Source organism: uncultured Modestobacter sp., assembly GCF_947486615.1.
Taxonomy (GTDB): Bacteria; Actinomycetota; Actinomycetes; order Mycobacteriales; family Geodermatophilaceae; genus Modestobacter.
Map to the genome: position 1 here is coordinate 55,787 of NZ_CANKUD010000016.1, position 13,652 is coordinate 69,438.

Consider the following 13,652-nt stretch of genomic DNA (forward strand, 5'->3'; position numbering starts at 1 on the left):
TCAGGTGTCAGGTGAGTTACCGGCGATCATCTCTAGACGACGCTCCTTGGGGATGGGGGGTCGACTGCTGCGGTGTGGCTGTACTACTGGCCACGGTGCGTGGCGATCCATGCGTTTCCGCTGCTCAGGTCAATCCAGGACCGGGGCGCCCCTGGCTGGTTGGACAGGATCTCGTCCCTGAGCATGTCGCGGTGATCGAGTTCTTGTTGCATGACCTGGCGCAAGAGTCGGTCGCAGGACCGTCACCAGCTCCTCGTTACTCACGGACGCAGCGGCAGACGGAGGCGTCAGCGGCCCGCCGCGCACACGGCGCGAGACGTGCCGTACCAAGGGCGGCATGGCACCGGACCTACCCACACCGGCCAGCGGCCGCACGATCCCCGGACTCGCGCTCCGGCTGCGCGAGTTCGCCGAAGCTCGGGGTTGGGACGAAGTCCACGAGCCCAAGATCCTGTTGGCCCTGACCGCGGAGCTCGGTGAACTCACCGAGCTGTTCTCCTGGTAACCCGCCGACCAAGTCCACCCGGCTCACGGTCCGACAGGTCGGCCGTGAGTAAACGTCCTTTATCTAAGGGTCAGGTAGCTGCACTGGAGCGTCCACTGCTGGCAGTGTGCTCACGACTCGTCAACCGTGGGCGGTCGTCGGTCGCTCAACTCGAGCGGTGCACTGATGAAGTTGAGGAATCGATCGCCGAGTGGGCTGGTGGCGGACAACCAGAGGCTGTCCCCTGTCACGTTCGTGTGTAGCTCGCCATGCGCAGTCAGCGACGCGGCGGCCAGGTCGCCAGCGAGCAGCTGCACCCAAGCGATCGGCTTCTCCGCGAAGTCGGGGTGCCGGGCGATGAATCGAGCCCGCGAGTAGAACGGCCCGACGTTCGGCATCTCGAGGCCGGCGCGGGTGAACGCCGCCTTCGGGTCGTGCAGGAAGACCAGCAGCCGGAGGTGGCTGGCGGTGAACTGATCGACCAAGCGGAAGAAGCGGGCCTGCTCCTCCACGTCGGGGGCGTCTCGGCCAGGGCTGTTGAGGACGCCATTACGCAGGGCATCCAACTTCTCGGCCTGATGGGTGGCCTGGGCGGCCTGGCTGGCGCGCAGGACGGCGTCGACGAAGACGTCGTCCTGGGCGAGCTCTTCGAACGACGGCCAGTCCTCGGTCGCCTCTTGCAGCTCGGTGATCGCCACGGCGACGTCGTCCAGCCACTGCTGCATCCGCTTGTTGTAGGACCAGCCCATCGCCAAGGCCAGGGCTACTCCGAGTGGGCCGCCAGCGAACGGCACCATGCCGGCGGTGCCCTCCACGGTCTTTTCCAGCAGCTCTCGGCCCGTCGACTTCTCAGGAGGCGTGTCCACGAGGGGACCGTAGGGCGAGCGGTTGAGCCTTGCTCAACGGGGACTGGCATTCAAGAACCCGATGTTCGCTCAGTTCAGTCTTGGTCGTGAGGACTTCTCCGGCTGATTTACCACGCTGGCGGAGCTGAGCGCGTCGTGCTGCAGCGCTGGGTCCTGCTTAAGCGCGGGCACCGCGCGTAGCCGACCATGGTCACGCGCGCGGCCTAGCGGGAGCGGCCCACAAAGGTCATGGGTCGACGGATTCAGGCCGTTGATTTCGGGCACGGGTTTTGGGCCGGTTGACCCGTCCTTCGACCTGCGGAAACACCCGACGAGTCAAGTGGTGTGCGGAGCGGCCCAGAAACGGGTGGTTGTGGGCCGCAGTTTCGGAACCCCTTTCTGGTCACACAGAGCGACACGGCCGATTCCCGCTAGCCGCGCTCTGCGCTTTAGGTCCGCGCGCCCCGTCGGGTGCGGAACTGGCCCGCGCTTGACCGCATCGCTCGTGCGCTCACGCCGCCTCGACGGGGCCTGGAGCCAGTCGCCACTCGACCTCGCCGTCGACGATCACGGGCGTGGGGTGCAATCCGAGGTGGCGGGCTACGCCAGCGGAGGTCAGATGGTGCGGGTGGATGTGCGCGACCAAGTCCGCGACACCGACCTGGGAGAGCCACGCGACGACCACAGCGGCGGCCTCCTTCGCCAGGTGCTGGCGCTGGTGGCTGGTGGCGATGATCCAGGCGAGTTCAGCGGTGATGCGGTTGTCGGCTGTGCGGGTGAGGGTGGCCTGCACGGTCCCGATGAGTTCGCCGGTGTCGTGTTGGCGAAGCATCCAGTTCAGCCATCCCTGAGTGCGGTCCGGAGAGTGCCCATGGACCTGGCGGGCGTACCGAGCGCGAAGTTGCTCCTCGGTGGCTGGCGCCCCTCCGGTGAACTGGTGCAACGCCGCATCCCCGAAGGCTGTCGCGGCCTCGGCGGCGTGACTGACCTGCAGCGGCTCAAGCGCCAGACGAGGTGAGGAGAGGGGGACTGCCGCAGGCCAAGGTGCATGAGTCACGCGAGAAGCGTGCCTGCTGTCCGTCCGGCCACGCGCGCCCGGACTACCACTGGCTCCCGTTGGCTCCTAAACGGTTGGGTATCGGGCCGTCCGTTAACGGGCGGTTTCGGTCAGCGCTGTGGGAACGCAGGCGTCCCACTGTCCGACCCACCTATGCCACTGGGAGGGTCGGCGCGTCCCACTAGCCTGGCCGGCATGACGGCCGAGCGATCGTTGGAAGTCATCATGCCCGAGAACATCGACGAAGCACTGGGCGTCGAGGTACGCGCAAACCAGAGTCACGTGGTCTCGCCGGTCGTGAAGTCACTGGCCGAGGCTTATGCGTTCGGGCGGCGCGCCTGGCCGCGGTTGATTCGGTGTGACGGGCAAGCGGTCGGCTTCCTCATGGCGTTCTTCGACTTCGACTTCGACTTCGACTTCGACTTCGACTTCGCCCGGCCCGCCGCCGGGCCTGACCTTCGGTCTGGCCTGTGGCGGCTCAACATCGCTGCCGCACATCAAGGTCACGGCCATGGCCGTTTCGCCGTCGACGCCGTCGCTGCCGAGCTCCGTCGCCGCGGCACCACACGCCTGACGACGACTTGGCACGTCGGCCACGCCAGCCCCGAGCCCTTCTACCTCGGGCTGGGCTTCCGGCCGACCGGCGAGATGAGCGAGGACGAGCGCGTTGGTGAGCTGAAGTTGCAGGTGTAGGTCCTTGGCAGTGTTCGTCGGACCGAAAACGCATGGGTACCGGTCAGTCCATTAAGGGGGGCTATCAGTCCGCCCGGCAGGACGAGTGGCACCAGTGTGGCCGCCGTCCAGCCCAAGAAGGCGACGGCGCTGCGCCCCTGGCTGGGCTGGTCGACGTGCCAGCCGTGGTGTTACTGAGCTGTCGTGCGCTGGTGGGCGGGGCGGCATTCCGGGTTTGTGGGCTTGCACCTGTCACGGTGTCAGGCCGGAGCATGGGCTCATGGGTGATGAGGGGCTCAGCGTCGGGCAGATGGCAGCGGCGACCGGATTGTCGGTCCGGATGCTGCATCACTACGACCGGCTCGGGTTGGTGTCAGCGTCGGCGCGCACGACGGCTGGTCACCGGCGGTATCTGCCGGCCGACATCGACCGGCTGTATCGCGTCCAGGCGTTGCGCGGCTTGGGCATGTCGTTGCGCGAGGCTGCCGAGGCGCTGGCTCACTCCCGCAGTGAGAGCTTGCCCGAGTTGGTGGTACGCCAGCTGGAGCAGGTCCGGAGCGACATCGCTGACCGGGAGGCCCTGCTCCGCCGGCTCGAGCAGCTGCGAGCGGGATCCGCCGAGGGGATCACGGCGCCTGATGGGGACTTGATCAGTGCCATCGCGGCCATGACCGCGCTGGATCAGGACCTCCAGCACGACTACCGCGAGCAGTCGGGGCGATATGACCAGACCCGTGGCGCGAGCCCTTCGATCCTCGACCCGATCGCGAGGGCGCTGGAGGGGGCGCCCGGTGATCGGTTGCTCGATGTCGGGGGAGGGACCGGCAACTACGCGGCCGCGTTGCGGGACCGCGGCTGGAAGACGGTGGTTGTCGACGTGAGCCCGGAGATGCGCGAGCAGGCCGAGGCCAAGGGGGTGGAGACGGTCGACGGCGACGCGACGGCGCTGCCGCTGCCAGACGCGAGCGCCGACGCCGTCGTGATGATCTCGATGCTCCACCAGGTCAGCGACTGGCGGGCAGCGCTCGATGAGGCGGCACGTGTGCTGCGGCCTGGCGGACGCCTGGCCGTGATGGGGCTGGCCGCCGACCACCTGCGCGACGTCACCTGGGTCTTCGACCTGTTCCCCAGCGCCCGGTCCTTCGCCCTGGACCGTCGGCCCACGCTCTCCGACATGGTCGCCCACCTGCCCGGAACGACCGCCGAACCGATGTACTTCACCGACCTGCTGGATGCCTCCATCGGCGCCCTGTGCGCCTTCCCCGAGGCAGTCCTCGACGAGCGCACCCGCCGGCAGACCAGCTTCTTCGGCCGCCTCGAACGCGACAATCCAGCCGAACTCGCCCTGGGCCTCGCTCGCCTTCGACAGATGCTCGAGGAGGAGGACGATCCGCGCCTTCCACGGCGCGAGGCCCGCGAGCGGCTGGGCGATGCCAGCATCCTGCGCTGGACCAAGAACGGATAGCCGAGCGATCGGCCCAAAAACGGTTGAGTAAAGAGCGGCCAGTAGCCGATCGGTCGGCCACAACAAGACGCAGCGCTCACCCCTGGCCACCGCGGGGGGCTCCGCAGCCCGAGAACGTTCGGGAACCGGCCAGTCCGCCAACGGGCGTTTTGGTCCAGTCTCCGGCTGAGATTGCTCAGCGTGACAGTCTTCGGTGACGAGACTCATCGGCTTAGGGAGAACGGCACCCGTGGTTTCGGCATCTGCACTGCTCGGGGTCGCTCTGGTGGAGCTGGCGCTGGTCTTTACCCCGGGCCCGAACATGATCTACCTGGTGTCGCGGTCGATCACCCAAGGCCGGCGCGCTGGCCTCATCTCCTTGCTGGGGGTGGGCGCCGGCTTCTTCGTCTACCTCGCGGCGGCCGCAGCCGGCCTCGCCGCGTTCTTCGTCGTCGTCCCCGCTGCCTACACCGCTCTGAAGCTGGCCGGGGCGGCGTACCTGCTGTACCTGGCCTGGCAGGCCGTCCGGCCTGGCGGCACGAACGTCTTCGCGCCGCGTGAGCTCCCCGTGGAGCGGCCGCGTCGATTGTTCGCCATGGGGTTGTTCACGAACCTGCTCAACCCCAAGGTCGCCGTCCTCTATGTGTCGCTGCTGCCACAGTTCATCGATCCGGCCGGCGCACCGGTAGCGCTGCAGAGCCTCGTGCTCGGGCTCGTGCAGATCGCCATCGCGCTAACCGTGAACGGCCTGATCGTTGTCTTTGCCGGTGGTCTGGCCGGGTTCTTATCGGCGCGGCCGAGCTGGACGCGGTATCAGCGCTACGTCATGGGCGGGGTGCTTGGCGGCCTCGCGGTCAAGCTCGCCACCGACAGGTCGCGTGCAGTCGCGGCCTGACGTTGATCGCGACGCGTCGGCGACGTCTGACCGAGGACGGATTTGCTTGAACAGCAGGTTCGTCCGCCCAGGATCTCGCCAGCCGGTCTCGACCATTGTGGCCACGAGCACCACGTGACCCCGGGCCGTCAATCGGTGTCTGGCTCGGAGATCAAGTGGACGATGCTGGCCGGACTGCTGATCCAGTAGGCAGATGTCGTCCCGAGGGGCTCGATGTCATCGCAGCGGGCTACTCCGCGGGCGGCCAGGAGCTCGGCCGCTGCGGCGGTGTCGTCGGTGGTGACCTGCAGCCACATCTCGGCCTGGCTGATCGTCGGGACGCGGTCGATCCACAGCTTGTTAGCCCCGAACTCGAAGCCCACCGACTGTGGGCCAGCGTCGTAGGGGTTGTCCGGCTCTCTCAATCCCAGGGTGTCGCGGTAGAAGCGAACCGTCTCCTCCCACTGATGCGGTGGCACTTTCGTGGCGATGTTGCGGCCGCCAGTGAACGTCGGGGGCGTGCTGTCGGTCATGCGGCTCCTCGGCATCGGCCACGCGCTGTCGCGCTGATTGGCTCGGTGGACATGTCGCTTAGGTCAACCTAGTCACTGAATTCGGGGGAATCGTCCCTGCTCCCGCCGCGGTCTCGATCCGTCGAGGCGTTGTCATGTCCGGCGCCCCCCCCAGCCTGATTCGAGGCTCGGCAGTTGCCTTGACCGCCGTTTGGGGCCCAGGTCCCTTCGGGACGACGGGTGGTCATCGGACCGAAAACGTTGGGTATCGGGCCGTCGGTTAACGGGGGATTGTGAGCCGCTGTTTCGGAACCCCTTTCTGGTCACGCAGAGCGAGATGGCCGCTCTCCGCTGGTCGCCCTTGGGTGCGCACGGTCCCCGAGTCGACCGGCGCGTAGCTTGAAGCGAGAGGAGGTCAACAATGGCGCTGCCCACCACGTGTCCACGGTGTGACACCGCCCTCGCTCGCGGACACATCGCGGGTCAGGCGGTCTACCTCAACTGGATCGCCGAGGGCGAGTCCGTCGGACTGACGGCCCTAGGCAATGAGCATCTGGCCACGGGATCACTGTTCCGCCCGCCGATGCTTGCCGCCGTCAGATGCGGGTCCTGCGGCCTGGGTGTGTTCGAGGCCTGAGTCCAGGGGCGGAAGCCGACCGACCTGGTATGCGAATGTGGCCGGCCCCGCTGGCCGGCGGGTCTGTCGAATCTGAACGCACCAGCATGCGGTCCCCGGATCCCTGACCGCTCAGACTGACCATGTGGCCACTCTCGAGCACCGCATCGCAGACTTTCTGGAGGCACCGCTCGCCGCAGCGTTGTTCGTACTGGCCGCTCGTAACAACGTGACCGCCGACCAGCTGGCCGACCCCGCCACGAGTTGCACGTTGGCCAGCATCGCCCTGCGCGAGCTGAACCCATGGAGCGGTGGCAGCCGCCCGTCCATCGTCCGTGCCGACGTCCTCAAGGGCGTGCGACCGTTGCGCTCCCTGGTTGCCGATGTGTTGGCCGACGAGCGCAACGCCTGGTGGGGTGCCCCACTGCAGCATGATGACCAACTGCTGCTGGTCGGCCGCGAGGACCGCCAACCGGACCCGGCCGAGGTGCCCGCACCTACCGGGGCGATCAGCTCGTGGGAGACGTACGCCCAGAAGCCGCGGCACGGGTTGGTCACGTCCACCGAGCTGGCAGTGCCGGCAGACGAGCCGATCCGCTCCAGCGCCCACGCCGAGCTGGCCTGCGGGGCCAGCGACTGGGACGCGACTTACCCCGTGGCCCAGCAGCGCCTGCAGGTGGCCGCGCACACCCGCATCGCCGAGGTCAACTCCGCCGCCGACTGGCACGCACTGAGCACCCGCTACGGCGATCCAGCCACCCACCACGGCTCTGACACCAACCTGCGCGAGGTGGCCGAGATTGACAACGGCCTGGCCCCGACTTGGAGCGCTCTCGCCGTCGACTACGACGGGGTGCATCTGAGCTTCGCCGGCCTACTCAGCGCCCTGTACGTCCCGGTCAGCAGCCCCTCGGTCGGGGCCACGACGCTGTGGGCGTGGGACTGGGAGTGCACCCACTGGATCCGCTCGGCCTTCACCGCCACCACCGCTTTGCCGCAGCTGACTGAGCCACCGCAGGCCGCGAACTACTGGCAGCCGCTGGGCTGACAGGCACGTGAGGGCGCCTTCGCATCCAATCGACCGTCCGCGGATCGCGGTTGTCGCGCCGTAGGTCGGCGCGTCTGAAGCCGAGGGGACGCCGATAAGCCCCGTTACGTCGTTCTGGGTGCAACTAGCTGCTGGGGCGCACGCGCCGTCGGGCGTGGATCGATGCCCCGCTGGTGCCAGGGTGTAATCGACCGTGGCGAGCAAGATGTGGCCGCGCCGGGGGTTCAGGGGGTGAGGACCACCGGCAGGTCGTGCAGGCCGCGGAGGACGAACTCCGGACGTCGGCGGGCCGGGGCGCCCAGCTCCAGCGACGAGGTGCGGCTCAGCAGTGCGCCGAAGGAGGCCTGCAGCTCGACCCGGGCCAGTGGGGCGCCGATGCAGAAGTGGACGCCGGCGCCGAAGGAGATGTGCGGGTTGTCGGTGCGGCCGACGTCCAGGGTGTCGGGGTCGGCGAACACCGCCGGGTCGCGGTTGGCCGCACCCAGCAGGGCGGCGATCTTCTGGCCGCGCTCCACGGTGACCCCGCCGATCTCGACGTCGGCGGTCGCGGTGCGCTCGAACAGCTGCAGCGGCGAGTCGTAGCGCATCAGCTCCTCGATCGCGGTGGGCAGCAGCGCCGGGTCCTCGCGCAGCCGCTGCAGCTGCGCGGGGTGCTCCAGCAGGGCGAGCAGGCCGTTGCCCGACACGTTCACCGTCGCCTCGTGCCCGGCGTTGAGCAGCAGGACGCAGGTGGTGACCAGCTCGTCCTCGGTCAGCCGGTCGCCCTCGGAGTCCCGCACCGTGACCAGGTGGGTCAGCAGGTCCTCACCCGGCGTCCGGCGGCGTTCGGCGGCCAGCTCGCGCAGGTAGGCGACGAACTCGGCGGCGGCCCGCTCGGCGTCGTCCTCGACGGCCGTCGTCCGGCCGTACTCGTACATCTTCACGATCGCGTTGGACCACGGCCGCAGCAGCGGCCGGTCGGACTCGGGCACCCCGAGCAGCTCGGCGATGACCGCGACCGGCAGCTCCTCGGCCATCCCGGACAGCACGTCGACCGGCGTCCGGCCGGCGGAGCGCTCGACCAGACCGTCGACGAGGGAGTCGGCCAGCTCCTGCACCCACGGCCGCAGCCGCTCCACGTGCCCGCGGGCGAACGCCGCGCTGATCAGCCGGCGCAGCCGGGTGTGCACCGGCGGCTCCATCTCCAGGATGGCGTTGCGGTGGATCAGGTTGAAGCTCTCGAACCGCTCCGCCGGCGCCTTGTCCGACCACAGCCGGCCCAGCCGGCGGTCGCGCAGCACCGCGTTGGACTCGGCGTGGGTGAACGCCAGCCAGAGCCCCAGGCCCTCGTGCCACTGCACCGGCGCCGCCGCCCGGGCCTCGGCGAAGGCCGGATAGGGGTCGGCCACGACCGCGGGGTCGGTGAGGTCCAGCGGGGCGGGGGCCAAGGTCACTGGAGTGAGTCTAGTGAGCGGCGGCACCGCCCCGGGCGGTCCCGGATGCGCTCGCGGGTTCCGCTGGAGGCAGCCACATAGGCTGGCGGGCATGGCTCCACGCAAGCGCTCCGCCGCCGCTGTCGCCCCCGCCGCCGGGGAGGTCAACCCCAAGGCCCCCTGCCCCTGCGGATCCGGCCGCCGCTACAAGCACTGCCACGGCTCGGGCTACGCCCAGCCGGTGCTGCGGCCCTTCGAGGGCCTGCCCGCCGAGATCGACTGGGTCGCGCTGCGCGAGCTGGTGCCGGCCGCGACCGCCACGCTGACCACCACCGACGGCCGCTCGGTCACCCTGGCCAGCGTGCTGCCCGGCGGCACCCCGGCCCTGGTGCGCGCCAACGGCGAGATCCTGCTCGGCGTCCAGCTGGCCACGTCCTCCGACGACGTCAGCCGCGACCTGGGGACGGCGCTGGCGGCCGCACTGGAGGCCCCGGCGGGTGCGCCGGTCGACCCGGGCCCGATCGGCGGCGCCGGCTCGGCCGGGCCGCGGCTGCAGGAGCTGCTGGACCTCTCCGCGCCCTTCGAGGTCACCGTGCACGACGACTTCGAGTTCTGGCTGGAGGGCGCCCAGGTCGACCCGGCCGCCCGGGCCGGGCTGCAGCACGCCAACGAGATGGTCATGCCGACGGTGCGGCTGGCCGGGCTCGAGGCCGCCTACTGGTGCCGGCCCAGCGACGACCGGGCGCACGTCCGGTGGGTGCGGCCGGAGCCGGAGGAGCAGCTGCTCGACGCGCTGGCCCGGCTGCGGGCCGCCGAGCAGCTGACCCTGGGCGAGGGCACCCGCTACGCCGGCGCCTTCCGTGCCCTCGGCCTGCTCGTGCCGGTGTGGGACGTGCCGGCGGAGACGCCGGGCGCGGACTGGGCCGGCCCGTCCGCCGAGCTGCAGACCCGGCTGGAGGCCGCCCTCGCAGTGACCGAGCCGCTCACCGCGGACGAGCGCCGCGCCCGGGCCGGGCTGTTGTCCCGCCAGGTCACCCTGCGCTGACCGCCGCTGGGTCGGGCCCGGAGAGCTGAGGGCCGGGCCGTGGTCGCCTCCCCCCGTGCGGAGGCGACCACGACCCGGCGGTCACGCGAACGGCGTCCGGCCGGCTGCGCCCACCAGCGGCATCGGCAACCGGCGGCCTGCCTCCAGGCGAACGGCCGAACTCGTTCCGGAGACAGTGTCCGGGGTCACGTGTGCAGCTCCGCAGGCACCCCTGCGCGCGGCGGGCCTACCGTGGACCCGGCACGGCGGGCATGAGGGAGGACGAACGTGGACCACGAGCACGGCGGCATGGGGTCGATGCACATGCCGGACCTCCCGCCGACGACCGGCCGGGTGCTCGGGCTGGACCTGGGTGCGGCCTCGCCGGTCGCCTGGCTGGCCGTGCTGCTGGCCGTGGCGTACCTGGTCGGCCTGCTCCGGCTGCGGCAGCGCGGGATCAGCTGGTCACCGCTGCGGACGGCGTCCTGGCTGGCCGGCTGCGCGAGCCTGTTCTACGTGACCGCGAGCGGGCTGCAGTCCTACGGGATGGTGCTGTTCAGCCTGCACATGGTGCAGCACATGGTGCTGAGCATGATCACGCCGTTGTTCCTGCTGCTGGGCGCGCCGGTGACCCTGGCCCTGCGGGTGCTGCCGGCCGCGCAGGGCCCGTCGGGCATGCCGCGGCGGCTGCTGCTGACCGGGCTGCACAGCCGGCTGGGCCAGGCGGTCGCCTCCCCGCTGTTCACCGTGCCGCTGTTCATCGCCAGCCTCTACGGCCTCTACTTCACGCCGATCTTCGACGACCTGATGTCGACGGTGCCCGGGCACACGTTCATGCTGCTGCACTTCCTGGTCACCGGGCTGCTGTTCTTCGGGCCGATCCTGGCCGTCGACCCCTGGCCGCGGCGCTCCGGGCACGGCGCCCGGATGCTCGAGCTGCTGCTCCCGGCACCGTTCCACGCGTTCTTCGGGGTCATCGTGATGATGAGCAGCTCGCTGCTGCTGACCAGCTACGCGACCCCGCCGGAGTCCTGGGGCATCGACCCGCTCTACGACCAGGGCCTGGCCGGGGGCATCGCGTGGTCCTTCGGGGAGTTCCCGACGGTCCTGGTGCTCGCGGTCGTGTTCTTCTCCTGGGTGCGGTCGGAGGAGCGGTCGAACAAGGCCGCCGACCGCGCCCGGGACCGGGCGATCGCCCGCGGGGAGAGCGGCGACGACCCGGCGCTGGTCGCCTACAACGAGCGGCTGCGCCGCATGGCGGCCCAGAACCCCTGACCGACGGCCGTCGGTGACACGGTCGCGCGGGCCGGTCGGGGTACCGGAGGCCGGCGTCCGCGCCCCCTAGCCTGCTGCCGTGCCGTTCACCCTCGCCCACCCGGCGGTGGTGCTGCCGCTGCTGCGCACTCCGCTGGTGCCCTCGGCGCTGGTCGCCGGCGCGCTGGCCCCGGACCTGCCCTACTACGTGTCGCTGCAGTGGCTCGGCGGTGACTACAACCTCACGCTGACGCACGAGCTGTCGTCCGTGCTCTGGCTGGACCCGCTCATCGGGGCGGTGCTCCTGGCCACCTTCCAGCTGCTGCTCAAGCGCCCGGTCCTCGCCCTGCTGCCACCGTCGGCCGCCGGGCGGGCGGCGCCCGCGGCCCGCGGGTTCCGCTGGCGCCGCCCGGCGGCGCTGGGCCTCATCGCCGTGTCCCTGGTCATCGGGGCGGCGACGCACCTGGTGTGGGACGAGCTGACCCGCGCCCCGGGCGCCCCCTGGGCGCTGCGGCTGGAGGTCGCCTTCAGCGTGCTGGGCGGGGCGGCTCTGCTCGGATGGCTGGTGCGCTGGTGGCGGGCCACCCCGCCGCAGCCGGTGCCGGACGGCGTCCTGCTGCCCCGGCCGTGGCGCACCGGGCTTGCCGTGCTGATCGGTGCGGTGGCGGTGGTGGCCGGGGCGGTGGCCGCGGCGCGGCGGCTGGGGGAGGTCCGCGAGGCCTACCGGGTGGGCGGGGTCCTCGATCGGGCCGGGGTGGTCGAGGCGGAGCTGCGGACGTTCCTGGTCGAGGGCGGGACTGCGTTCATCGTGGTGCTGGTGGTCTACGCCGTCGGCTGGCACGTGCACCGCGCCGGGACCCGCCGTCGCAAGGAGCAGGTCGCTCGCCGCTGACGTCCCCCGGCCATGTTCGTCAACATTGCCGGGCGGGGCTGGAACGCCCCCGGCCATGTTCGTCAACATGGCCGGGCGGGGCCGGGCCTGGCCGGGCTGGGGCGGGAACGGGTCAGGAGGGGCGGCGGGAGCGGGGGTGGTCGGCGGCGATGAGGGCCTCGACCAGGTCGGCGCGGGCCCGGGCGACCCGGGAGCGGATGGTGCCGATCGGGCAGCCGACCACCTCGGCGGCCTCGGCGTAGGGCAGCCCGATCAGCTGGGTGAGCACGAAGGCCTCGCGGCGCTCGGGCTCCAGCCGGTCCAGCACGTCCTGGGCGGCGACCGTGCCGCCCACCTCGTCGGCCGGGACGTCGCGGGCCAGGTCGGCCAGCTCGGTGTCCTCGCCGACCAGCACCAGCCTGCGCCGGGTGCGGGCGCGCAGGTGGTCGGCGCAGACCCGGCGGGCGATGGACAGCAGCCAGGTGCGCAGCGAGGACCGGCCCTCGAACCGGGCCAGCGCCGGCAGGGCGCGCAGGAACGTCTCCTGGGTGAGGTCCTCGGCCACCTGCCGGTCGGCGAGGTGGGCGCACAGCCGCCACACGTCGGCCTGCGTCGCCCGGATCAGCTCCGCCTGCGCCGCAGCGTCGCCCTCGGCTGCTCGTGCCGCGAGACGTTCCAGCTGCCCCACGTTCCACCCTCCGGGAACTCTGCGTCTGTCGGCGGCGACTATGCCAGCGTGAGCTGTGCAGCGTGTCGTGAGGCCGTCTCGGCCGGTCTGGACGGCGAGTCCCCGGGCCGCCCGCAGCGGTCGGTCGACGAGCACCTGGCCGGCTGCCCGGCCTGCCGGAACTGGGCGGAGGCCGCCGCCGAGGTGACCCGCCGGGCCCGGCTGACCCCGGTGGCCGCCGTGCCCGACGTCACCGCGGCGGTGCTGGGCCGGCTGCCGGCGACCGCGCCCGTCCCGGCGCCGGCGGCCGGTGCACGACGCCGGTGGCTGGACACCGTCGTCCGGTTCGCGCTGCTGGTCGTCGGGGCCGGGCAGCTGGCCGTGAGCCTGCCCGCGCTGGGCGGCACCGGCACGGGGATGAGCGCCCCGGTGCACCTGGCGCACGAGACCGGGGCCTGGAACCTGGGGCTCGCCGCGTGCTTCCTGGGCGTCGCAGTGCTGCCCCGGCTGGCCACCGGCTCGCTGCCGTTCCTGCTGCCGTTCACCGCGGTGCTGACCTGGGTGACCGTCGCCGACCTCGGTGCCGGGCACGTGCACGCCGGCCGGGCGGTCGGCCACCTGCTGCTGCTGGCCGGGGCGGTGCTGGTGAGCGTGCTGGCGCTGCGGAGCAGGACGCGGCCCACCGGCCCGGTCGGCCGGGCCCGGGAGTGGCCGCAGCGCCTCGTCCCGGCGGTCGACGAGCCGGCCTGGGGAGCGGCGGACGACGACGCCCGCGCCGACTGGCCGCGCGACGCGACCGCGTCCGCCGGGGAGCGCCGCGCCGCCTGACCTGGCGAGGAGGACGGGCCGGCGGGCCGCTGACCTGGTTGACT

General features: G+C 71.3%; 15 protein-coding genes. 10 read left to right on the plus strand and 5 right to left on the minus strand.

Going from position 1 to position 13,652, the window contains the following annotated elements; genetic code table 11:
- The first annotated feature begins 337 nt into the window (after positions 1–337).
- Positions 338–505 (plus strand): hypothetical protein, encoded by a 168-nt coding sequence (locus tag Q1A09_RS21325; RefSeq protein WP_299959951.1) that lies wholly within the window; start codon positions 338–340, stop codon positions 503–505.
- 110 nt (positions 506–615) lie between these two features.
- Here Q1A09_RS21325 and Q1A09_RS21330 read toward each other — a convergent pair whose 3' ends face one another.
- Together Q1A09_RS21330 and Q1A09_RS21335 are read right to left on the minus strand one after the other, a co-directional pair.
- Positions 616–1,350 carry a hypothetical protein gene (locus Q1A09_RS21330; RefSeq protein WP_299959954.1) on the minus strand — a complete coding sequence of 245 codons (735 nt, stop codon included), beginning with the start codon at positions 1,348–1,350 and terminating at the stop codon, positions 616–618.
- 490 nt (positions 1,351–1,840) lie between these two features.
- Positions 1,841–2,386 carry a GNAT family N-acetyltransferase gene (locus Q1A09_RS21335; protein ID WP_299959957.1) on the minus strand — a complete coding sequence of 182 codons (546 nt, stop codon included), beginning with the start codon at positions 2,384–2,386 and terminating at the stop codon, positions 1,841–1,843.
- 195 nt (positions 2,387–2,581) lie between these two features.
- On the opposite strand from Q1A09_RS21335, the gene Q1A09_RS21340 reads away from it, so the two are divergent.
- The 3 genes from Q1A09_RS21340 (at position 2,582) to Q1A09_RS21350 (ending at position 5,397) form a co-directional block, all read left to right on the plus strand.
- The gene (locus tag Q1A09_RS21340; protein ID WP_299959959.1) at positions 2,582–3,079 is read left to right on the plus strand and encodes a GNAT family N-acetyltransferase; all 498 of its coding nucleotides are present in this window, start codon (positions 2,582–2,584) and stop codon (positions 3,077–3,079) included.
- A 259-nt stretch (positions 3,080–3,338) separates the two neighbouring features.
- Positions 3,339–4,523 carry a MerR family transcriptional regulator gene (locus Q1A09_RS21345; RefSeq protein ID WP_299959961.1) on the plus strand — a complete coding sequence of 395 codons (1,185 nt, stop codon included), beginning with the start codon at positions 3,339–3,341 and terminating at the stop codon, positions 4,521–4,523.
- A gap of 265 nt (positions 4,524–4,788) precedes the next feature.
- Entirely contained in the window at positions 4,789–5,397 is a 609-nt protein-coding gene (locus Q1A09_RS21350) for a LysE family translocator (RefSeq protein WP_299959963.1), read from the plus strand.
- 128 nt (positions 5,398–5,525) lie between these two features.
- Here the strand turns inward: Q1A09_RS21350 and Q1A09_RS21355 are convergent, their stop codons facing one another.
- On the minus strand, positions 5,526–5,909 hold the full coding sequence (locus Q1A09_RS21355) for a hypothetical protein (RefSeq protein ID WP_299959966.1): 384 nt from the start codon (positions 5,907–5,909) through the stop codon (positions 5,526–5,528).
- 400 nt (positions 5,910–6,309) lie between these two features.
- Between Q1A09_RS21355 and Q1A09_RS22660 the strand changes: the two genes are divergently transcribed.
- Both Q1A09_RS22660 and Q1A09_RS21360 read left to right on the plus strand, forming a co-directional pair.
- Positions 6,310–6,525: a PF20097 family protein gene (locus Q1A09_RS22660; RefSeq protein WP_366139818.1), complete on the plus strand. Its 216-nt coding sequence runs from the start codon at positions 6,310–6,312 to the stop codon at positions 6,523–6,525.
- Positions 6,526–6,649: 124 nt separating this feature from the next.
- Positions 6,650–7,552, plus strand: coding sequence for a hypothetical protein (locus Q1A09_RS21360; RefSeq protein WP_299959969.1), 903 nt, complete (start codon positions 6,650–6,652; stop codon positions 7,550–7,552).
- A gap of 224 nt (positions 7,553–7,776) precedes the next feature.
- Here Q1A09_RS21360 and Q1A09_RS21365 read toward each other — a convergent pair whose 3' ends face one another.
- On the minus strand, positions 7,777–8,985 hold the full coding sequence (locus Q1A09_RS21365) for a cytochrome P450 (RefSeq protein WP_299959972.1): 1,209 nt from the start codon (positions 8,983–8,985) through the stop codon (positions 7,777–7,779).
- A gap of 91 nt (positions 8,986–9,076) precedes the next feature.
- Here Q1A09_RS21365 and Q1A09_RS21370 point away from each other — a divergent pair, with 91 nt between their 5' ends.
- From Q1A09_RS21370 to Q1A09_RS21380, 3 genes are all read left to right on the plus strand, one after another.
- The gene (locus tag Q1A09_RS21370) at positions 9,077–10,009 is read left to right on the plus strand and encodes a DUF5926 family protein (protein WP_299959975.1); all 933 of its coding nucleotides are present in this window, start codon (positions 9,077–9,079) and stop codon (positions 10,007–10,009) included.
- A 267-nt stretch (positions 10,010–10,276) separates the two neighbouring features.
- The gene (locus Q1A09_RS21375) at positions 10,277–11,263 is read left to right on the plus strand and encodes a cytochrome c oxidase assembly protein (RefSeq protein ID WP_299959978.1); all 987 of its coding nucleotides are present in this window, start codon (positions 10,277–10,279) and stop codon (positions 11,261–11,263) included.
- A 79-nt stretch (positions 11,264–11,342) separates the two neighbouring features.
- Positions 11,343–12,134 carry a DUF4184 family protein gene (locus Q1A09_RS21380; protein ID WP_299959980.1) on the plus strand — a complete coding sequence of 264 codons (792 nt, stop codon included), beginning with the start codon at positions 11,343–11,345 and terminating at the stop codon, positions 12,132–12,134.
- 112 nt (positions 12,135–12,246) lie between these two features.
- On the opposite strand, the gene Q1A09_RS21385 is transcribed toward Q1A09_RS21380, so the two are convergent.
- Positions 12,247–12,801 carry a sigma-70 family RNA polymerase sigma factor gene (locus Q1A09_RS21385; RefSeq protein ID WP_299959983.1) on the minus strand — a complete coding sequence of 185 codons (555 nt, stop codon included), beginning with the start codon at positions 12,799–12,801 and terminating at the stop codon, positions 12,247–12,249.
- 48 nt (positions 12,802–12,849) lie between these two features.
- On the opposite strand from Q1A09_RS21385, the gene Q1A09_RS21390 reads away from it, so the two are divergent.
- A complete protein-coding gene (locus tag Q1A09_RS21390) occupies positions 12,850–13,608 on the plus strand; it encodes a zf-HC2 domain-containing protein (RefSeq protein ID WP_299959985.1) in 759 nt (252 codons plus the stop codon).
- The last annotated feature ends 44 nt before the right edge of the window (positions 13,609–13,652 follow it).

Excerpts from the sequence above, each read along its gene's own strand:
- Q1A09_RS21325 (WP_299959951.1), top strand. The coding sequence starts at position 338 with ATGGCACCGGACCTACCCACACCGGCCAGCGGCCGCACGATCCCCGGA.
- Q1A09_RS21340 (WP_299959959.1), top strand. The coding sequence starts at position 2,582 with ATGACGGCCGAGCGATCGTTGGAAGTCATCATGCCCGAGAACATCGAC.
- Q1A09_RS21345 (WP_299959961.1), top strand. The coding sequence starts at position 3,339 with ATGGGTGATGAGGGGCTCAGCGTCGGGCAGATGGCAGCGGCGACCGGA.
- Q1A09_RS21370 (WP_299959975.1), top strand. The coding sequence starts at position 9,077 with ATGGCTCCACGCAAGCGCTCCGCCGCCGCTGTCGCCCCCGCCGCCGGG.
- Q1A09_RS22660 (WP_366139818.1), top strand. The coding sequence starts at position 6,310 with ATGGCGCTGCCCACCACGTGTCCACGGTGTGACACCGCCCTCGCTCGC.
- Q1A09_RS21355 (WP_299959966.1), bottom strand. The coding sequence starts at position 5,909 with ATGACCGACAGCACGCCCCCGACGTTCACTGGCGGCCGCAACATCGCC.